Origin of the sequence: Croceicoccus marinus, assembly GCF_001661675.2 — a bacterium.
Lineage (GTDB): Bacteria > Pseudomonadota > Alphaproteobacteria > Sphingomonadales > Sphingomonadaceae > Croceicoccus > Croceicoccus marinus.
Window position 1 is genome coordinate 684,594 of sequence record NZ_CP019602.1, and the last position, 17,907, is coordinate 702,500.

A 17,907-nucleotide genomic window follows, 5' to 3' on the forward strand; every position below is an offset into this window, starting at 1 on the left:
GCCTGTTCGATCGGACACCGGATGCGATGAGCGTGGGGCCTGACAGCGTGAAAGTGGCAATAGGGCCCGTCTATGTCGCATCGGATGATCCGATACGGTCCGACATCACGCGCATCCCGCAGGATACACGCCAGAGGAGCCCGGCCCGCCTGGATACTATGCCAGCAAACCGCGCCCGTTTCAAGGGACGGCCGATCCGCGCAACAATGCTTCAGGGCTTGCCCGAAGCGCGAAGCCCCGGCATGGAGCGCGCGCCCTGACGCAGCCGTCGCGGCGCGAATCGAAACCGGGTCGACGGTTTCGGCCCACCAGACCGTCCAACAGGATTTTGTATGACCATGCTTGCCCAGCTCACCCAACAGCCCCCCGATGCGCTGCTCGCGCTCATCAAGCTCTATTCGGCTGACGACCGGGCGGACAAGATCGACCTGGGTGTCGGCGTCTATCGCACAGGTGAGGGGGATACCCCGGTCTTCACCTCGATCAAGAAGGCCGAGCAGATGCTGGTCGACCGGCAGGATTCAAAAGCCTATCTGGGCCCCGAAGGCGACATGGCTTTCGTCGAGGCGCTGAAGCCGATCATCTTCGGCAAGGATTTCGCCAGGATCGACTGCATCGACGGCATGCAGACGCCGGGCGGCACCGGCGGCGTGCGGCTGGCGGCGGCGCTGGCCAAGGCGGCGGGCGTGGGCCGGATCTGGATGGGCACGCCCAGCTGGCCCAACCATGCGCAGATCATGAAGGACCTGGGCGTCGAGGTCGGCACCTTCAACCACGCGGCCGAAGACGGCACCGCCGACATGGCCGCGCTGCGCCAGGCCGTTGCCGATGCCGCGCCAAACGATGCCATTCTGCTGCACGGATGCTGCCACAATCCGACCGGAATCGACTATTCGCCAGCCGATTGGAAAGAGATCACGGGTCTGCTGGCCGACAAGGGCCTGCTGCCGATCCTCGACCTTGCCTACCAGGGCCTGGGCGACGGGCTGGAGGATGATGCCGCCGGCGTGCGCATGGTGATGGAAGCGCTGCCCGAGGCGCTGATGGCCTATAGCTGCGACAAGAATTTCGGGCTGTACCGCGACCGTGTCGGCGCGGTCTACATGATGGGCGAGGGCGCCGATTGCCTGCCGCGCATCGCGTCGAACGGCGCGGCGCTGGCACGTGCCAACTGGTCGATGCCGCCCGATCACGGCGCCGCGGCGGTTCGCATGATCCTCGAAGACGAAGCGCTGACGAAGGAGTGGAAGGACGAGCTGGAATCGATGCGAACCCGAATCAACCAGGTCCGCGCAAGGCTGGCCGAGGCCGGTGTCGCCGGTTCGATCGACCTGCGCCCGCTGGCGGATCAACGCGGCCTGTTCGCGGTGCTGCCGCTGTCGAAGGACCAGATCGCCGCCATGCGCAGCGATCACGCGATCTATATGGCGGGATCGGGGCGCATCAACATCGCGGGTCTGACGATGGGCAATATCGACAAGTTCATCAAGGCGCTGACCAAAGTCAGCGGCTGACGCCAGAGGCCGAATTACCAGCGGGCGGGGCAGCGCCTCGCCCGCTATGTGTCAGCCTTGTAGCGACTGCATCCGCTTGAGATAGCGGGCCAGCACGTCGATTTCCAGATTGACGACGTCGCCTACGCGCAGCGCGCCCAGCGTCGTGACCTCGGCGGTGTGCGGGATGATGTTCAGCGCGAAACGCGCGGTGCCATCGGGCAGGTCGTTCACCGCGTTCACCGTCAGGGAAACGCCGTCGACGGTGATGCTGCCCTTGCCCGCGATGAAGGGCGCCATGCCGGCAGGTGCGTCGATTTCCAGGTGGACCGATCCGCCCCGTTCGTCGCGGATTGCCACGGTGCCCACCGCGTCGACATGGCCCGTCACGATGTGACCGCCCAGCTCGTCGCCCAGCTTCATCGCCAGCTCCAGGTTCAGCCGCCGCCCCGCGCTCCACTGGCCGGGGACGGTGCGGCTGATCGTCTCGCCGCTGACGTCCACCGCGAACCAGCCTTCGCCGCGTTCCACCACCGTCAGGCATACGCCCGAACAGGCGATCGATGCGCCGATGTCGATCCGGGCGGTGTCATAGGGGCAGGCGATGCGCAGGCGGGTGTCGCCCTGTTGCCGGGCCTCTCCCACGGTGCCGATGGCGGTGATTATTCCGGTAAACATGGCGTGCGCTCGTAAACGCAGAACTGGTCGTTGCCAAGCATGCGGCTGTCGCTCATCCGCCAGCGTCCATGCGCCTCGGCCAGCGAGCCGAGGCCGATGTCGGCAATCCCCGCCCGTCCGCCGCCGATGACGATGGGCGCGCGATAGATGGCGAGCCGGTCCACCCGGTCCGCCGCCAGGAATGCCGCAGCGGTCCGCGCTCCGCCCTCGACCAGCAGATATTGCGCCGATGTCATCGCGGTCAGGTCACCGGGATCGGCGACAGCCTGCCAGCCTTCGGGCGCGGCGCCGTGGGTCAGGACCCAGCGGGCGGGGCTGAACCGCTCCAGCCCCTGCAGGCGGACGTCCAGTCGGGGCTTGTCCGCGCGCACCGTGCCGCTGCCCACCAGGATCGCATCACTCATCGCGCGCAGCATGTGGGTATGGGCGCGAGCCTGCGGACCGGTGATCCACTGGCTTTCCCCGCCTGCCATGGCGATGCACCCGTCGAGCGACAGCGCCAGCTTCAGCGTGACATGCGGCCTGCCCAGCTTCTCGCGCGTCAGGAAGCCCGCGAGCGAATTGCGGCTGGCTTCGCAATCGGCAAGGACGGCATCGATCCCCGCTTCGCGCAGCAAGGCGATGCCGCGGCCATTGGTGCGCGGATCTGGGTCGCCGCAGCCGATGACGACGCGGGCGGGACGCGCCTCGACCAGCATGCTGGCACAGGCGGGGCCGCGGCGGCTTTCGTGGGCGCAGGGCTCCAGCGTGACATAGACCGTGCTGCCATGGATCGACCCGCCCGCTTCGGCGATGGCCACCGCCTCGGCATGGGGGCGTCCGCCGGCGGCGGTCCATCCGCGGCCCAGCACCTTGCCGCCGCGCACGATGATCGCGCCGACAGCCGGATTGGGCCGCGACAACGGGCGCGCGCGAACGCCAAGCGCCGCCGCCGCCGCAAGCCAGCGGCGGTCCTGCGCGCTGGCCTTACTCGCCTGCGTCAATGGCGGCCTGCTCGGGTCCGTTACGGGCCGGGGCTTCAGCTTGGCCCGATTCGGCTTGGTCGGGGCCGACGATTGCGCCCGTCTCAGGATCGATCGTGCCCCAACGGGAAATGGCGCGGGCGCGGGCCTCGGCCAGGTCGCGCTCGTACTGGCGGCGTTCGGCCTCGCCCTCGGCGCGGGCTTCGTCGGTGTCGACGCCGGTGGCGCTACCGACCGCCTCATAGGCCTGGCGGGCCGCCTCGCGGCGCGCATCGGCCTCGGCGAAGCGCTCGTTCTTCTCGCGCTGGTTGGCGATATTCTCGGCGATGATCTCGGCATCGCTCCGCTCGCCCTGATAGCTGGTGATATAGGTCACCTCGGGCGGGCGGGGCTGTATCAGATGCGATTCGCCGAACATCGTGCCAAAGATGGCAAAGGTCGCCGCGCCCGACAGCAACAATATGCGCAGGCGGTGCGGGTTTTCCTGGACCCAGACCTCGCGAAAATCGCGCACGGCGACGGCCGGGTTGAAAAGGCGGAACATGCGGGAGAATGAGAACATGGCGGCTAGATAATAGCGCAGGCCAGCTTGCGCCAGCCTTGACGGAAACGACCCAGTCTAGCCGAAATGGAGATAAAGCGAGCGCCCCTCACGCTTCAGCCAGCGGTCGGCGGCGGGCAGGCCGGGACCATGGAGGCGCGCGAGCAGCGCATGAAACGCGGGCGAATGGTCGAAATGCACCAGATGCGCGACCTCATGCGCCACGACCGAGCGGCGCACTTCGTCGGGCGCCATGACCAGCCGCCAGTTGATCCGCACCGTCCCGCTGGTCGAGCAGCTGCCCCAGCGGCGCGTCGCGCGGCTGAGGCGCAGGTCGGGGGCGTCCACATTGGCAGCCGCGCAATATTCGGCAAGATCCGCGCGGCACAGTGCCAGCGCTTCGGTTTCCAGCCAGCGCTGGATACGGCGCGCCAGACCGTCCTGCGGTCCGCCCAGGACAAGCATGTCCTGCATCACGAGCGGCTGGCGCCGGGCCGCCTTGTCCCATTCGATCCGCAGCGCCATGCCGCGAAACGGCAGCGAATCGCCATGTTCGAGTCGCTTTGCCTGCGGCGCGGCCGCGCGCTGTCGCGCCAGCCAGTCGATGCGCGAGCGGGCGAAATGCGCGCCCTCGCGCAGCGGCACGCCCAAGGGCACAGTCACTCGCGCCTCGCTCCCGTCGGGCGACAGGCGCAGCGTCATGCGGCGCGCGGTATTATGGGGCCGCACCAGCAGCGGCAGCGGCCCGCCGGGCAGGGCAAGCTCCTCGCGCAACTCGCGCGGCGGACGGGCGCGGCGCGACAGGAAATTCTCCAGCCCCCGGCGCGCGCGGTCGCTCATTCGTCCTCGTCCTCGTCCTCGTCGGGCGTCTGTACCAGGGTGAAGCCCTCGATCAGCGCATGTTCCTCGATCGGGCCCGCCTCGTCTTCCGAGATGACGCGGCCCGCGACCGATACCCCGGCGCGTTTCACCGCCTCGCGGTCGCCGCACACCAGATAGTGCCATTCGGGCAGCGGCTTGCCGTGGGCGCGCAGCCGGTACGCACAGCTGTCGGGCAGCCATGGCAGAGTGCCCGCCGTCTCACGCGTCAGCTGCAGGCAATCGGGCACGTGGCGCTTGCGGTTCGGGTAATCCATGCAGCGGGCGGTGCAGGTGTCGAGCAGGCGGCACGAGACGTCGGTCGGATAGATCTCGCCGGTATCGGCATCTTCCAGCTTGTGCGTGCAGCATTGGCCGCATCCGTCGCACAGAGCTTCCCATTCCGCGTCGCTCAGCTGGTCGAGCGGCTGCTCCCAGAACGGCGGATCGTTGCCGTTTTCGGGCTTCACTGCACCCATTTCGCCAGCTCGTCCGCCAGCACCTGCGGACCCTGATGCGTTTCCAGGATGGCGACCGGATCGCCGGAGGGATCGAACAGCATCGTATTGGCGGTATGATCCACCCGGTAGAAGTCGTTGTCCTGCACCTCGCCGCGGTTATAGGTCGCGACGAAGGCTTTCGCGGCCTCGGCGATCTGTTCCTCGCTGCCGGTCAGGCCGACCATGCGAGGATGGAAGGCGGCGGCGAATTCGCCCACCACTTCGGGCGTATCGCGTTCGGGATCGACCGTTATGAAGATCGGCGTGACCTTGGCGGCGCGTTCGGGATCCGTCTCCTCGAACCGGTTCAGCCCGGCGGCGATCGCGGCAGCGTCCACGGGGCAGACGTCGGGGCAGAAAGTATAGCCGAAATAGACGATCCGCCACTCTCCGGCGAAATCGTCCCAGGTGACGGTCTCGCCGTCCTTGTTCACCAGCGTGAAGTCGCCGCCGATCGACGCTCCCGCAAGCGGCCAGTCGGCCTGGGTCGGTGCGGGCGGGCCGCTGTTGCAACCCGCGAGGGCAAGACCCAGCGCAAGCAGGGGAGCAAGCAGGGCGCGGCGAAAATACGGGGCATTGTCAGTCGTCATGGCAGGCGGGTTCATGTCGTGCTAAGGCCCCGCTGGCAAGGACGAAACAGCCTTCCCGCGGATCGATTTCGCGGCGGGCGCCCCTGCTTTCGGCGGGACCGTCGTTTCGGTGGCGGCGCCCGGAAGGATACAAGAACGGATCAATGCGCGTGTCTGACATGAAATCGCCCAAGACAGGAACGCTCGTGAAGCGCTCCATTCGACTTTCCGCCGCGCTGGCAGCGGCCGCCTTTGCCTTGTCGGCGCTTCCGGCGCAGGCGCAGTTCTCGCAAGGGTACAAGTTCCTCGAGGCGGTGAAGAAGTCCGAGGGCAACGACGTCGTCGACATGCTGTCCGATCCGTCGAGCACCATCGTCAACACACGCGACCTGTCCAGCGGAGAGACCGCGCTCCACATCACCGTCGCGCGCCGCGATGCGACCTGGACCCGCTTCCTGCTGCAGAAGGGCGCCAATCCCAACGTCGCCGACAAGAAGGGCGTGATGCCGCTTCAGATCGCAGTCTCGCTCAATTTCGTCGACGGGGTGGAGGCGTTGCTGAACGGCGGGGCCAATCCCAATTCCACCAATGCCACCGGAGAGACGCCGCTGATCACTGCCACGCTGATGCAGAACGTATCGCTGGCGAGGCTGCTGCTGGACAAGGGCGCCGATCCCGACCGTGCCGACCGGTCGGGCCGCACCGCGCGCGACTATGCGCGGCAGGGCGATCGCAACCCGGTGCTGACGCTGATCGAGCAATCGGATACCGATACCGCCGACCAGTACGGGCCGGTGATGAACTGATGCCGATCGCAGCCGACGAACTCATGCTGGACGAGCTGGCCATCGCGCTGGCTCCCTTTGTCGCCGATGCCGCGATCTTCGACGGCTGGTCGCCGACCGCCGTGCGCGCCGCGGCCGAGATGGAGGGTGTCGATCCCGATGTCGCGCAGCTTGCCTATCCGGGCGGGGCGATGGACATGATCGCCGCCTGGATCGGTTCGGTCGACGCCGCCATGGCAGAGGAACTGCCCGCCCCGGCATTGCAGGCGATGGGCGTGGGGCAGCGCATCCGCGCGATGCTGGTGTTCCGCCTCGAACGGCTGATGCCGTACCGCGAATCGCTGCGCCGCGCGATGGCGATCATGGCGATGCCGCAGAACGCGGCCCGCACCGCGCGGCTGGGCTGGAGCAGCGCAGACCTGATGTGGCGCATGGCGGGCGATACCGCGACCGATCTCAACCATTATTCCAAGCGCGCGATCCTGGCCTCGGTCTATGCCAGCACGCTTACGGTGTTCGCGCAGGACGACAGCGACGGGTTCGCCGACAGCTTCGCCTTCCTCGACCGGCGGCTGAAGGACGTGGCCGATTTCGGCAAGTTCACCGCCCGCTTCAGGCGCGCCGATGCCGAGAGCTTCTCGGTCATGCGCCTGCTGGGGCGGCTGCGCTATCCGGCGCGCTGAACGGAAACCCGTTTCCGCCACCATTCAATAATGCGAACGAGTTGCAATTCTCGCCCGACTATGCGAGCGCCGCAGCCGACATGACACAGATTGGCGATTCACTGGCCGATTGCGCGCTCGGCACATCCGTCCGCGTTCTTGCGGTCGACTGGGACCGGCTCGACCCGGCCGAGGGACGGCGACTGCGCGCGCTGGGTCTGGACGCGGGCGCCGTGCTGCGGCTGGCGCATCGCGGCATCTTCGTGGGTCGCGACCCGATCGCGCTTGAGATTGGGCGTATGACGATCGCGCTGCGCCGTTCGCACGCGCTGGCCGTCAGCGTCGAACCGGCGCCCGAGGAAGCGCCCCATCCCGCCGCAGAGCGTCCGAATGACGGAAAGATCGGCGTTCCGGCATGACGCGCCCCATCCAGACGGTGGCGCTGGTCGGGAACCCCAATTCCGGCAAGAGCGCCCTTTTCAACGCGCTGACCGGCGCGCGGCAGAAGATCGCCAACTATCCCGGCGTCACGGTAGAGCGTAAGTCGGGCCGCATGCTGCTCCCCGATGGTGAGCCGGTCGAGCTGATCGACCTGCCCGGCAGCTATTCGCTCGATCCCTCCAGCCCGGACGAGGAGGTGACGCGCGCCGTCATCACCGGGCAGCAGGACGGCCAGCGCCAGCCCGATGCGTTGATCCTGGTGCTGGATGCGAACAATCTGGAACAGCATCTCGTCTTCGCGCAGGAAATCATCGCGCTGGGCATGCCCGTCGTGGTGGCGCTCAACATGGTCGACTTGGCCAAGCGCGACGGGCTGGTTCTGGACCCAGGGGCGCTTGGAAACGCGCTGGGCGTCCCGGTGGTCGAGACGGTGGCGGTGCGCCGGCGCGGGCTGAGCGAGCTGGGCGACGTGCTTGGCCAGGCTGCCGACCGGCAGAACACCGCGCCGATCATCTCGGACAATCTCGACATGTCGGAACGGCGCATCTCCGCCCGCGCCATGGCCAGGGCCGCGATCCTGTCCGAAACCCGGCAGCGCCGCCTGCATCGCGGGCTCGACAGCGTGCTGCTGAATCCCTGGGCGGGTCCGGTCATTCTGCTGGGCCTGCTGTTCGTGATGTTCCAGGCGGTGTTCGCCTGGGCCACGCCCTTTGCCGATGCGCTGGACGGCGCGGTCGTCGCGCTGTCCGGCTGGGTGACCGCGACCTTCCCGGAAAACCTGTTGCGCGACGCCGTGACAGAGGGGCTGCTGGCAGGCGTCGGATCGGTGGTGGTGTTCCTGCCGCAGATCGTGATCCTGTTCCTGTTCATCCTGCTGATGGAGGCATCGGGCTACATGGCCCGCGCCGCCTTTCTGATGGACCGCATGATGGCGTTCGTCGGCCTGTCGGGGCGAAGCTTCATCCCGCTGCTCTCCAGCTTTGCCTGCGCGATTCCGGGCATCATGGCGACCCGATCGATCAGCGACCCCAAGGACCGGCTGACGACCATTCTGATCGCCCCGCTGATGACCTGTTCGGCGCGGCTTCCCGTCTATGCGGTGATCATCGCGGCATTCATTCCGGCGCGAACCGTGGGCGGAGGTATCGGGCTGCAGGGGCTCGTGCTGTTCGCGCTCTATCTTGCAGGGATCATCGGCGCGATGCTGGTGGCGCTGGTGCTGCGACGCTCGGTGGCGAAGGGCGGGGCTTCGGGCTTCATCATGGAACTGCCGCGCTATCAATGGCCGCGCCTTGGCGACATCCTGCTTGGCCTGTGGCAGCGCGCGTGGATATTCCTGCGCCGCGCGGGCACGATCATCTTCTCGGTCACGGTAGTGCTCTGGCTGCTGCTGTCCTTCCCGCAAGCCGGTCCGGGCGAGGACCAGGTGGACGTGTCGATCGCCGGCAGGATCGCCAGCGGCCTTGCCGTGGTGGTCGAACCGATCGGCTTCAACCGCGACATGGCTCTGGCGCTGATCCCCGCGATGGCCGCGCGCGAAGTGGCCGTGTCCTCGCTCGCCACCACATATGCGGTCGCCAGCGACGACGAGGATGAAACCGCGGAGGCGCTTGGCGACCGGCTGGCGCGGGACTGGACGCTGCCTATGGCGCTGTCCTTCCTGGCCTGGTTCGTCTTCGCGCCGCAGTGCCTGTCGACCATCGCGGTCGCCCGGCGCGAGACGAACGGATGGAAATGGCCCGCCTTCATGCTCGCCTATCTGTTCGCGCTGGCCTATCTGGCGGCGGGGGCGACCTATTGGATCGCCGTTTCCGCCGGGCTTTAGGTGAAGATGGGGAAATCGCCCGCGCCGGCTCTGGCAGCATGGCGTTCGCGTCCCTAGGTGTTGGGCCAGGCAATTCACGAAGGACTGGAATATGGCGGGTTCACTCAACAAGGTCATGCTGATCGGCAATCTGGGCGCGGACCCGGAGATCAAGAGCTTTCAGAACGGCGGGCGCATAGCTAATCTGCGCATCGCGACGTCCGAAAACTGGAAGGACCGCCAGACCGGCGAGCGCAAGGAACGGACCGAATGGCATAGCGTCGTGATCCAGTCCGACGGGCTTGTCGGCGTGGTCGAACGCTTTCTGCGCAAGGGCAGCAAGGTCTATATCGAAGGCCAGCTGCGTACTCGCAAATGGCAGGATCAGTCGGGCAACGACCGCTACACCACCGAGATTTCGGTGGGCGGCATCGGCGGCGTGATGACGATGCTCGACGGTGCGCAGGGCGGGAAAAGCGGCGGCGGCGGCGGCGGCGGCGGCGATTGGGGCGGGTCCTCTGGCGGCGGATCGTCGGGCGGCGGCTGGAACCAGGGCGGCGGATCGACCGGCGGTTCCAGCAACTGGAACCAGGGCGGCGCCGCGGCTGGCGGAGCGGGTGCCGGTGGATCCGGCGGCGGTTCGGGCGGCGGCTATGACGATCTGGACGACGACATCCCGTTCTGATCGCCGATCCCGCAACCGGTGGCAAAGCGCCCGGCGGTCAGCGACTGCCGGGCGTTTTCATGTGGGGAAGGGCACACAGGAAAGCGCATTTCTGGACGCAAGCGGCCGCAGGCTTTACGTTCGGATCCAGGAGGTGCCGATGAGAACCGCCGTCTATAGCACGCGCGCCTATGACCGCGATTTCCTGGCCGAAGCCAATCGCTCCGCCGGATCGCGGCACGAGTTCAGTTTTATCGAGACCCATCTCGATGTGCACACCGCAAGGATGGCAGAGGGGCACGACGCGATCTGCATCTTCGTGAACGATGTGCTCGACCGCCCGGTGCTGGCAGCGCTTGCCGATGCGGGGGTGCGGGTTGCGGCGCTGCGCTGCGCGGGCTTCAACAATGTCGATGTCGCCGCCGCCCGGGATCTCGGTATCGCACTGGCGCGCGTGCCTGGCTATTCGCCCGATGCAATTGCCGAGCATACGCTGGCGTTGATCCTGTCGCTTAATCGCAAGATCCACCGTGCCTATGCCCGCGTGCGCGAAGGCAATTTCGCACTGGAAGGACTGCTCGGTTTCGATCTGAAAGGCAAAACGGCCGGCATCGTCGGGACCGGGCAGATCGGGCTGCGCGTGGCCGCCATCCTGCACGGGTTCGGCTGCGAGGTGATTGCCAGTGATCCTTGCCCATCCGACGCATTGGCGGAGGCGGGCGGGCGCTATGTGGGAATGGACGAACTGCTGGCACGCTCGGACATCGTGTCGCTCCATTGCCCGCTTACGCCGGGTACCCGGCATCTGATCGACGAAGCCGCCATCGCGGCGATGAAACCCGGCGCGATGCTGATCAACACCAGCCGCGGCGCGGTAGTCCACGCGCAGGCACTGATCGGGGGATTGAAGAGCGTCCGGATCGGCCATGTCGGCCTCGACGTCTATGAAGAGGAAGGCGACCTGTTCTTCGAGGATCTGTCGGGCAAGGTGCTTCAGGACGATGTATTCGCCCGCCTGCTGACTTTTCCCAACGTGCTGATCACCGGCCACCAGGGCTTCTTCACGCGCGAGGCGATGGAGGCGATCGCCGACACCACCATTGCCAATCTCTCCCGCTTTGAAGAGACGGGAACGCCGAAGCACCCGGTGACGATGGACATGCTCGCGGGCCGCCAATAAGGGGCCCTTGTGTCTGCCGGAGTCTTGACAGACATTCCCGCGGCGACTGCGCCGTCAGTTCAGGCCCAGGCCCTTCAGTTTCGCGAAGGGGTTTTCCTTCTCCGGCTCTGCCAGACCGACTTCCTGCCTTACCCGGTCCGCCTCCGGGCCGGTGGCGAAGGGATCGATGGCAAGCGCGAGGCTTTGCGCCACCGCCTCGCCCAGGTCGAACCGGTCGCCCTCGTACGGAATCTCGTCGAGGTCGCTTTCTTCCAGCTCGATCTCCTCGTCTGGGCGGAAATCGCTCCTGGCGGGGACGAACAGCAATTCCAGCTCCTCGTCGATTCGGGCGGGCAGATCATTACCGGATATGGCGCAGCTCTGCACGATGGCGGCTTGCATATGGCCGCTCGCGGCGACCTTTTCGCCGTCGCGCGACAGGCTCAGCGTGGCCGAAAGGCTACCGATCGACACCAGCGAGAATCGCTCGGCAAGCGCGGCGCGCTCGGCTTCATCGGCGGTGATTTCGGCGGTGCGGCCGTCGCACTGGCGCACCGCGATCCAGCGGGTGAGTTCCGAGCCGGGCAGATCGCTCATCGCGCGACCTTTCCCTGAAGCAACTGGTCCATCGGGGTGGCGGCAAGGTCGGCCCACAGGCCGCGAAGCCGCTTTGCGACCGGCCCCGGCGAAGCGCCGTCCAGCAGGGTCACGTTGCGCCGCACCGCTTCGTCCAGCACGGCCGGATCGTCGCTCTCAAGCCCCTCGCGATAGGCAGAGATGCGTCCGCCCAGCGCCGACACGAGCTTGCCGATGTGCTTGCCGACCATCAGGTCGCCCACGCCTTCCTCGCGCAGCTGGCCGTCCATGTCGGTAATGAACAGTTCGGTCAGCTCCACGCCGTGCCGCGGATCGCCCGAGTCCTGCAGCCGCGCCATGGTGAGGGCTGTCACGGCGCTGACCATGTCGAAGCGCCCCTCGATCGTGTCGGCGACCTGCGCATCGCGGTACCATTCCGGTTCGCGCGCGATGGCCACCACATCGTGCCACAACGCATTGATGCCGCTTGGCTCGATCTGCCTGAACAGGCGGGAGAATAAGGACTTCAACGCAGGTCACTCCTGTCCCGGGCCGCTGGCGGTGCGCTTTCGCACCCATCGTTCATCGGGCATTAAATCGGCAAAATGCAGGCCCCATGTGCGCCCGGCACGAAGTTCGCGGCCCATGCGGTGATAATCGGCGGGCGAACTTGTATGGCTGCGGGTCAGGCTCTAAAGGCTTGCCACACACGATATAGTAAGAACGCGCGCCAAGCGGAAGCCTGCCGCGCGGCATCAAGACAGATAAGGCGGATCATGCAGTCCACGCCCCGTTTCAAGGTTTCCCGATTGGCCGTTCTGGCCGCGATGTCGTCGGCGGCATTGCTGGCCGGCGGCTGCACCGCGATCCGCGATCATCGCGGCTATCTGTTCGACCCCGCTTTGACCGATGCGATCCAGCCCGGCGTCGACAATCGCCAGTCGGTGGAAGGCACGCTTGGTCACCCCAGCTTTGCCAGCCAGTACGGGCCGCCCGTCTATTACTACGTCTCGTCCACGACCGAGCAGCGCGTGTTCGGCGTGCCCCAGACCGAGGAGCACCGCGTTCTCAAGGTCGCCTTCGACGACAGCGGCACGGTGACCAGCGTGACCCAGGGCGGCATCGACGACGTGCGCGATATCAGCCCCGATGGCGATGAGACCGAGACGATGGGCCGCGACCGCAGCTTCATCGAGGATCTGTTCGGCAATATCGGCACGGTGGGCGGCGTGGGCACCGGCGGTCCGGGTGGTCCCGGACCCAACGGCAGCTAAGGTTCGCGTCGTCGATGATTGCGGTGACCGTGACTGCGGCGACTTGAACCGGTTTGCGCGGGCCCCATATCCCGCCGCATGGACGGATATTCGCACAATAGCGCATCGGCTCATGGCCTTACGCCATGGCATGGCACCACCATCATCGGCGTGAAGCGCGGCGACCGCACCGTGATCGCGGGCGACGGCCAGGTTTCGATGGGCAATACCGTGATGAAGCCCAATGCCCGCAAGGTTCGCCGGCTGGGCGCCGGGGAAGGGGGCGGGCCCGAGAAGGGCAAGGTCATCGCCGGTTTCGCGGGTGCGACCGCCGACGCCTTTACCCTGTTCGAACGGCTGGAGCGCAAGCTGGAGCAATATCGCGGCCAGCTGATGCGCGCCGCGGTCGAACTGGCCAAGGACTGGCGCACCGACAAATATCTTCGCAACCTGGAAGCGTTGATGATCGTGGCGGACAAGGACGTGCTGCTGGTGATCACCGGCAATGGCGACGTGCTTGAACCCGAAGGCGGCATCGCGGCAATCGGGTCGGGCGGCAATTATGCGCTGTCCGCCGCCAAGGCGCTCGCCGATTATGAGGATGATCCCGAAAAGATCGCGCGCAAGGCGATGAAGGTCGCCGCAGACATCTGCGTCTTCACCAATGACAATGTGACGGTCGAAACCGTCGCGCCCTGATCAAGAGACATTCATGAGAAACCTGACACCCAAGGCCATCGTCGCTGCGCTGGACGAACATATCGTCGGCCAGAAGGACGCGAAGCGCGCGGTGGCGGTTGCGCTGCGCAATCGCTGGCGGCGCCAGCGCCTTGCCGCCGAGCTGCGTGAGGAAGTCACGCCCAAGAATATCCTGATGATCGGCCCTACCGGCTGCGGCAAGACCGAGATCAGTCGCCGGCTGGCCAAGCTGGCCGACGCGCCCTTCGTGAAGGTGGAAGCGACCAAGTTCACCGAGGTCGGCTATGTCGGACGCGACGTCGAGCAGATCGCACGCGACCTGGCCGAGGAAGCGATTCGCCTGGAAAAGGACCGCCGCCGCGAAGCCGTTCGCGAAGCGGCGAGCGAGGCTGCGATGAAGCGCCTGCTCGATGCCTTGGTCGGAGACAATGCCAGCGAGGCGACGCGCGAAAGCTTTCGCCTGCGGATCATCGACGACACGATGAACGACAAGGAAGTCGAGATCGAGGTCGAGGACCAGCCGAACATGAACATGGAGCTGCCCGGCATGGGCGGCAATATCGGCATGATCAACCTGTCCGACATGATGGGCAAGGCGTTCGGCGGCCAGAAGATGAAACGCCGCAAGCTGACCGTGGCGCAGGCGTGGGACAAGCTGGTCGACGAGGAATCGGAAAAGCGCATGGATCAGGACGACGTCGCACGCGTCGCTCTGGCCAATGCCGAATCGAACGGGATCGTGTTCCTGGACGAGATCGACAAGATCGCTGTGTCCGACCAGCGCGGCGGCACCGTCAGCCGCGAAGGCGTGCAGCGCGACCTGCTGCCCCTGATCGAGGGGACGACCGTGGCCACCAAATATGGCCCGATGAAGACGGACCATATCCTGTTCATCGCGTCGGGCGCGTTCCATGTGTCGAAGCCGTCGGACATGCTGCCTGAACTGCAGGGCCGCCTGCCGATCCGCGTCGAACTGCGCGCCCTGACCGAAGAGGATTTCGTGCGCATCCTGTCGGAGACCCGCGCGAATCTGGTCGACCAGTACCGTGCTTTGATCGGGACCGAGGACGTGACGCTGAACTTCACGCCCGACGCCATCGACGAGATCGCCTCCACCGCCGCGCAGGTGAACGAAAGCGTCGAGAATATCGGTGCCCGCCGCCTTCAGACCGTGATGGAAAAGCTGCTGGAGGAAGTGAGCTTCGATGCGGAGGAACGCACCGGCACGACCGTTACCGTCGACCGCGCCTATGTAAGGGAGCGGCTGGCCGAACTGGCCAGCGACAGCGACCTGTCGAAATACATACTGTAAGGAACAGCCCCGACATGCCCGCGACGAACCCGCCAGATGGCCGCCTGCCTTATCGATGCCTGACCGGCAGCAATGACCAGGCGTTTTGCGAACGTGTGTCCAAGGCGCTCGAAGAGGGTTGGAAATTGCATGGATCGCCCGCGCTCACCTTCGATGGAGAGCAGGTAGTGGTCGCGCAGGCGGTCGTCTGGCCGGGCTATCCCGACTGAACAGAACAAGGCGCCGGTTCGATTCGAAACGGCGCCCTTTCTTTCATCCGTGATCCGGCCTCAGGGGTGCGGCGCCAGCCCGATTTCGACGCCGGTCTTGTCGGTCAGCGCATATTTGTCGACCAGGTCCGAACTTGCGCGGTTCAGCCCCACCACCTGCACGCTTCGGCCATTGCGGCGCATCCGTTCGACCACCTTGTCCAGCGCGCCGACCGCCGAGATGTCCCAGAAATGCGCGGCGGTGACGTCGATCAGCACATGCCCTGCCGGATCTGGCTGCTCGCTTTCGGGGCCGAGCGCCGCCTGAAAGCGGTCGACACTGGCGAAGAAGATCTGGCCGGTCACGGTATAGATCGCCGTGTCGTCCTGGCGCGTGCGGACCACGCCGAACATGCCCATCACCTTCTGCGCAAAGAAGATGCCCGACAGGATCACGCCAGCCAGCACGCCTAGCGCCAGATTGTGAGTCGCCACGACGACGGCGACGGTGACCAGCATCACCACGCTCGACTGCCAGGGGTGGCGGCGCAGGTTGGGGATCGAGTTCCAGCTGAACGTGCCAATCGACACCATGATCATCACCGCGACCAGCGCGGGCATCGGCACCTGGCCGACCCAGGGGCCCAGCAGCGACAGCATGATCAGCAGGAACGCGCCCGCGGTGAAGGTCGAAAGCCTGCCCCGTCCGCCCGAGGTGACGTTGATGACCGACTGGCCGATCATCGCGCAGCCGCCCATCCCGCCCAGCAGGGCCGCGACGATATTCGCGCTGCCCTGACCGGCGCATTCGCGGCGCTTGTTCGAATCGGTGTGCGTCATGTCGTCGACGATCTGCGCGGTCAGCAGCGATTCGAGCAGGCCCACTGCGGCCATCGTCAGCGAATAGGGGGCGATGATGCGCAGCGTCTCCCACGTCAGCGGGACGTCGGGCAGGATGAAATAGGGCAGGCCTTCGGGCAGCTGGCCCATGTCGGCCACCGTGTTGACCGGCGCCTGCATCGCGATCGAGATGACCGACAGCACGACGATCGCGACCAGCGGCGAGGGGATGGCGGTCGTCAGCCGGGGGAACAGGTAGATGATCGCAAGCCCCGCGGCGACCATCGCATAGGTGACCCATGTGACATCGGTCAGTTCGGGCAATTGCGCCATGAAGATCAGGATCGCCAGCGCATTGACGAAGCCGGTGATGACCGATCGCGAGACGAACTGCATCAGAAGGTCGAGCCGCAGCAGCGCCGCGATGCCCTGGAAGATGCCCATCAGGATCGTCGCGGCGAAGAGATATTCGACGCCGTGATCGCGCACCAGCGGCACCACGACGACCGCCACCGCGGCGGTCGCGGCGGAAATCATGCCCGGCCGCCCGCCGGTGAAGGCGATCACCATCGCGATAGCCACCGACGCATAGAGCCCCACGCGCGGATCGACGCCCGCGATGATCGAGAAACCGATCGCCTCGGGGATGAGCGCCAGGGCGACGACGATGCCTGCAAGCACCTCGGCGCGCGGGTTGGAGAGCCAGTCGCGGCGAAGCGTGGCCGTGTTGATCATGGTAGGATCCTGCCTGATGCGAAGCGGGTTGGACGGCGTCGGAGGCGCGTCAATTCGGTTCGCATGTGCAGCAAAGGCGACCGAATGACAAGACCGGGCCCTTTTCGGCCGCGATCTGGAACCGGGCGCGCGGGGTCCAGCGGCCGGCCTCTAGACCGGTTCGGGCTCGTTGGCGGTGTCGGCGGCCTGCCTCTGCCACATTTCGGCATAGAGCCCGGCATGGGCCAGCAATTCGCCGTGGCTGCCGCTTTCGACAAGGCGCCCTTCGTCGAGCACGAGGATGCGGTCGGCATCGACCACGGTGGACAGGCGGTGGGCAATGGTCAGGGTCGTGCGGTCGCGCGCCACCGCGCGGATGGTCTGCATGATTTCCTGCTCGGTCCTGGTGTCGAGCGCGCTGGTCGCCTCGTCGAACAGGATGATCGGCGGGTTCTTCAGCAGGGTGCGCGCGATCGCCACGCGCTGCTTCTCGCCGCCCGACAGCTTCAGCCCGCGTTCGCCCACTTCGGTTTCGTAACCGTCGGGCAGGCGCTCGATGAAATCGGCGATGGCGGCACCGCGCGCGGCGGCCTCGATCTCGCTGCGGGTCGCGCCTTCGCGGCCATAGGCGATGTTGTAGCCGATGGTGTCGTTGAACAGCACGCTGTCCTGCGGAACCACGCCGATCTGCGAACGCAGCGATTCCTGCGTCACGCTGGTCAGGTCCTTGCCCGATACCAGGATGCGGCCCGAGGTGGGATCGTAGAAACGGAACAGCAGCCGCGCGATGGTCGACTTGCCCGCGCCCGACGGGCCGACGATGGCCACGCGCTCGCCCGCCTCGACCCGGAAGGACAGCGATTTCAGGATCTCGCGGTCAGGTTCGTAGCCGAAGCGCACATTGTCGAAGCGCACGGTCGGCTGCCGCATGATCAGCGCGGGCGCGCCCGGCGGGTCCGACACCTCGACCGGGGTGTCGACCAGCGCGAACATCTCGGCCATGTCGATCAGGCCCTGCCGCACGGTGCGATACACCATGCCCAGCAGGTCGAGCGGGCGGAAAAGCTGCGTCAGATAGGTGTTCACCAGCACGAGGTCGCCGGTGGAAAGGCGCCCCTGGCTCCAGCCCCACACCGTATAGCCCATCGCGCCCGCCATCAGCGCATTGGTGATGAACCCCTGCACGATGTTGAGCAGGCCCAGCGAGTT

The 17,907-nt window shown here is 66.4% G+C and carries 21 protein-coding genes (1 of these 21 cut by a window edge); 11 read left to right on the forward strand and 10 right to left on the reverse strand.

Annotation, left to right across the window (positions count from 1 at the left end; all coding sequences use genetic code 11):
• Positions 1-338: 338 nt before the first annotated feature.
• Positions 339-1,514 (forward strand): amino acid aminotransferase, encoded by a 1,176-nt coding sequence (locus tag A9D14_RS03255; protein ID WP_066848113.1) that lies wholly within the window; start codon positions 339-341, stop codon positions 1,512-1,514.
• Positions 1,515-1,565: 51 nt separating this feature from the next.
• Here A9D14_RS03255 and A9D14_RS03260 read toward each other — a convergent pair whose 3' ends face one another.
• The 6 genes from A9D14_RS03260 to A9D14_RS03280 are packed head-to-tail and all read right to left on the reverse strand — an operon-like array spanning position 1,566 to position 5,622.
• On the reverse strand, positions 1,566-2,171 hold the full coding sequence (locus A9D14_RS03260; RefSeq protein WP_066842915.1) for a riboflavin synthase: 606 nt from the start codon (positions 2,169-2,171) through the stop codon (positions 1,566-1,568).
• Positions 2,156-3,154 carry a bifunctional diaminohydroxyphosphoribosylaminopyrimidine deaminase/5-amino-6-(5-phosphoribosylamino)uracil reductase RibD gene (gene ribD / locus A9D14_RS03265; RefSeq protein ID WP_066842917.1) on the reverse strand — a complete coding sequence of 333 codons (999 nt, stop codon included), beginning with the start codon at positions 3,152-3,154 and terminating at the stop codon, positions 2,156-2,158. Before ribD ends, A9D14_RS03260 begins: the two co-directional genes overlap by 16 nt.
• Positions 3,138-3,695, reverse strand: a complete 558-nt coding sequence (locus A9D14_RS19970) for a hypothetical protein (RefSeq protein ID WP_232468740.1) — start codon at positions 3,693-3,695, stop codon at positions 3,138-3,140. Before A9D14_RS19970 ends, ribD begins: the two co-directional genes overlap by 17 nt.
• Before the next feature lie 57 nt (positions 3,696-3,752).
• Positions 3,753-4,514 (reverse strand): M48 family metallopeptidase, encoded by a 762-nt coding sequence (locus tag A9D14_RS03270; RefSeq protein WP_066842921.1) that lies wholly within the window; start codon positions 4,512-4,514, stop codon positions 3,753-3,755.
• The gene (locus A9D14_RS03275; protein WP_066842922.1) at positions 4,511-5,011 is read right to left on the reverse strand and encodes a YcgN family cysteine cluster protein; all 501 of its coding nucleotides are present in this window, start codon (positions 5,009-5,011) and stop codon (positions 4,511-4,513) included. The genes A9D14_RS03270 and A9D14_RS03275 overlap by 4 nt, the downstream gene beginning before the upstream one ends.
• Entirely contained in the window at positions 4,999-5,622 is a 624-nt protein-coding gene (locus A9D14_RS03280) for an SCO family protein (protein WP_066848116.1), read from the reverse strand. The genes A9D14_RS03275 and A9D14_RS03280 overlap by 13 nt, the downstream gene beginning before the upstream one ends.
• A gap of 143 nt (positions 5,623-5,765) precedes the next feature.
• Between A9D14_RS03280 and A9D14_RS03285 the strand changes: the two genes are divergently transcribed.
• The 6 genes from A9D14_RS03285 (at position 5,766) to A9D14_RS03310 (ending at position 11,137) form a co-directional block, all read left to right on the forward strand.
• Positions 5,766-6,407, forward strand: coding sequence for an ankyrin repeat domain-containing protein (locus tag A9D14_RS03285; protein WP_415877349.1), 642 nt, complete (start codon positions 5,766-5,768; stop codon positions 6,405-6,407).
• The gene (locus tag A9D14_RS03290; RefSeq protein WP_066842923.1) at positions 6,407-7,069 is read left to right on the forward strand and encodes a COQ9 family protein; all 663 of its coding nucleotides are present in this window, start codon (positions 6,407-6,409) and stop codon (positions 7,067-7,069) included. Before A9D14_RS03285 ends, A9D14_RS03290 begins: the two co-directional genes overlap by 1 nt.
• A gap of 80 nt (positions 7,070-7,149) precedes the next feature.
• Positions 7,150-7,467, forward strand: coding sequence for a FeoA family protein (locus tag A9D14_RS03295; RefSeq protein WP_066848120.1), 318 nt, complete (start codon positions 7,150-7,152; stop codon positions 7,465-7,467).
• Complete coding sequence (feoB, locus tag A9D14_RS03300; protein WP_066842925.1) at positions 7,464-9,314, forward strand: ferrous iron transporter B; 1,851 nt, start codon at positions 7,464-7,466, stop codon at positions 9,312-9,314. The genes A9D14_RS03295 and feoB overlap by 4 nt, the downstream gene beginning before the upstream one ends.
• A 91-nt stretch (positions 9,315-9,405) precedes the next feature.
• Entirely contained in the window at positions 9,406-9,978 is a 573-nt protein-coding gene (gene ssb, locus A9D14_RS03305) for a single-stranded DNA-binding protein (RefSeq protein ID WP_066842927.1), read from the forward strand.
• Positions 9,979-10,117: 139 nt separating this feature from the next.
• A complete protein-coding gene (locus tag A9D14_RS03310) occupies positions 10,118-11,137 on the forward strand; it encodes a 2-hydroxyacid dehydrogenase (protein ID WP_066848128.1) in 1,020 nt (339 codons plus the stop codon).
• Between the two features lie 54 nt (positions 11,138-11,191).
• Here A9D14_RS03310 and A9D14_RS03315 read toward each other — a convergent pair whose 3' ends face one another.
• A complete protein-coding gene (locus tag A9D14_RS03315) occupies positions 11,192-11,713 on the reverse strand; it encodes a YceD family protein (protein ID WP_066842929.1) in 522 nt (173 codons plus the stop codon).
• The gene (locus A9D14_RS03320; protein WP_232468742.1) at positions 11,710-12,222 is read right to left on the reverse strand and encodes a ubiquinol-cytochrome C chaperone family protein; all 513 of its coding nucleotides are present in this window, start codon (positions 12,220-12,222) and stop codon (positions 11,710-11,712) included. Before A9D14_RS03320 ends, A9D14_RS03315 begins: the two co-directional genes overlap by 4 nt.
• Before the next feature lie 246 nt (positions 12,223-12,468).
• Here A9D14_RS03320 and A9D14_RS03325 point away from each other — a divergent pair, with 246 nt between their 5' ends.
• The 4 genes from A9D14_RS03325 to A9D14_RS03340 all read left to right on the forward strand — a co-directional run bounded on the left by A9D14_RS03325 (position 12,469) and on the right by A9D14_RS03340 (position 15,165).
• On the forward strand, positions 12,469-12,966 hold the full coding sequence (locus A9D14_RS03325; RefSeq protein ID WP_083987585.1) for an outer membrane protein assembly factor BamE: 498 nt from the start codon (positions 12,469-12,471) through the stop codon (positions 12,964-12,966).
• 78 nt (positions 12,967-13,044) lie between these two features.
• Entirely contained in the window at positions 13,045-13,644 is a 600-nt protein-coding gene (hslV, locus tag A9D14_RS03330) for an ATP-dependent protease subunit HslV (protein WP_066842933.1), read from the forward strand.
• Positions 13,645-13,657: 13 nt separating this feature from the next.
• Entirely contained in the window at positions 13,658-14,956 is a 1,299-nt protein-coding gene (hslU, locus tag A9D14_RS03335) for an ATP-dependent protease ATPase subunit HslU (protein WP_066842935.1), read from the forward strand.
• A 14-nt stretch (positions 14,957-14,970) separates the two neighbouring features.
• Positions 14,971-15,165 (forward strand): DUF1737 domain-containing protein, encoded by a 195-nt coding sequence (locus A9D14_RS03340; RefSeq protein WP_066842937.1) that lies wholly within the window; start codon positions 14,971-14,973, stop codon positions 15,163-15,165.
• A gap of 60 nt (positions 15,166-15,225) precedes the next feature.
• Here A9D14_RS03340 and A9D14_RS03345 read toward each other — a convergent pair whose 3' ends face one another.
• A complete protein-coding gene (locus A9D14_RS03345) occupies positions 15,226-16,719 on the reverse strand; it encodes a SulP family inorganic anion transporter (RefSeq protein ID WP_066842939.1) in 1,494 nt (497 codons plus the stop codon).
• Positions 16,720-16,869: 150 nt separating this feature from the next.
• A protein-coding gene (locus A9D14_RS03350) for an ABCB family ABC transporter ATP-binding protein/permease (protein WP_066842941.1) crosses the window boundary here: on the reverse strand, positions 16,870-17,907 show its 3' portion. Its footprint extends 780 nt past the window's final position; 1,038 of the gene's 1,818 nt are visible here — the last part of the coding sequence; the start codon falls outside the window, past its right edge; its stop codon occupies positions 16,870-16,872.

Bases quoted from the DNA above. Each gene is read 5' to 3' on its own strand.
- A9D14_RS03270 (WP_066842921.1), bottom strand. From the start codon at position 4,514: ATGAGCGACCGCGCGCGCCGGGGGCTGGAGAATTTCCTGTCGCGCCGC.
- A9D14_RS03315 (WP_066842929.1), bottom strand. From the start codon at position 11,713: ATGAGCGATCTGCCCGGCTCGGAACTCACCCGCTGGATCGCGGTGCGC.
- A9D14_RS03340 (WP_066842937.1), top strand. From the start codon at position 14,971: ATGCCCGCGACGAACCCGCCAGATGGCCGCCTGCCTTATCGATGCCTG.
- A9D14_RS03280 (WP_066848116.1), bottom strand. From the start codon at position 5,622: ATGACGACTGACAATGCCCCGTATTTTCGCCGCGCCCTGCTTGCTCCC.
- A9D14_RS19970 (WP_232468740.1), bottom strand. From the start codon at position 3,695: ATGTTCTCATTCTCCCGCATGTTCCGCCTTTTCAACCCGGCCGTCGCC.
- hslU (WP_066842935.1), top strand. From the start codon at position 13,658: ATGAGAAACCTGACACCCAAGGCCATCGTCGCTGCGCTGGACGAACAT.
- A9D14_RS03310 (WP_066848128.1), top strand. From the start codon at position 10,118: ATGAGAACCGCCGTCTATAGCACGCGCGCCTATGACCGCGATTTCCTG.
- A9D14_RS03325 (WP_083987585.1), top strand. From the start codon at position 12,469: ATGCAGTCCACGCCCCGTTTCAAGGTTTCCCGATTGGCCGTTCTGGCC.
- A9D14_RS03260 (WP_066842915.1), bottom strand. From the start codon at position 2,171: ATGTTTACCGGAATAATCACCGCCATCGGCACCGTGGGAGAGGCCCGG.
- hslV (WP_066842933.1), top strand. From the start codon at position 13,045: ATGGACGGATATTCGCACAATAGCGCATCGGCTCATGGCCTTACGCCA.
- A9D14_RS03345 (WP_066842939.1), bottom strand. From the start codon at position 16,719: ATGATCAACACGGCCACGCTTCGCCGCGACTGGCTCTCCAACCCGCGC.
- A9D14_RS03295 (WP_066848120.1), top strand. From the start codon at position 7,150: ATGACACAGATTGGCGATTCACTGGCCGATTGCGCGCTCGGCACATCC.
- feoB (WP_066842925.1), top strand. From the start codon at position 7,464: ATGACGCGCCCCATCCAGACGGTGGCGCTGGTCGGGAACCCCAATTCC.
- A9D14_RS03285 (WP_415877349.1), top strand. From the start codon at position 5,766: ATGCGCGTGTCTGACATGAAATCGCCCAAGACAGGAACGCTCGTGAAG.
- ssb (WP_066842927.1), top strand. From the start codon at position 9,406: ATGGCGGGTTCACTCAACAAGGTCATGCTGATCGGCAATCTGGGCGCG.
- A9D14_RS03255 (WP_066848113.1), top strand. From the start codon at position 339: ATGCTTGCCCAGCTCACCCAACAGCCCCCCGATGCGCTGCTCGCGCTC.
- A9D14_RS03275 (WP_066842922.1), bottom strand. From the start codon at position 5,011: ATGGGTGCAGTGAAGCCCGAAAACGGCAACGATCCGCCGTTCTGGGAG.
- A9D14_RS03290 (WP_066842923.1), top strand. From the start codon at position 6,407: ATGCCGATCGCAGCCGACGAACTCATGCTGGACGAGCTGGCCATCGCG.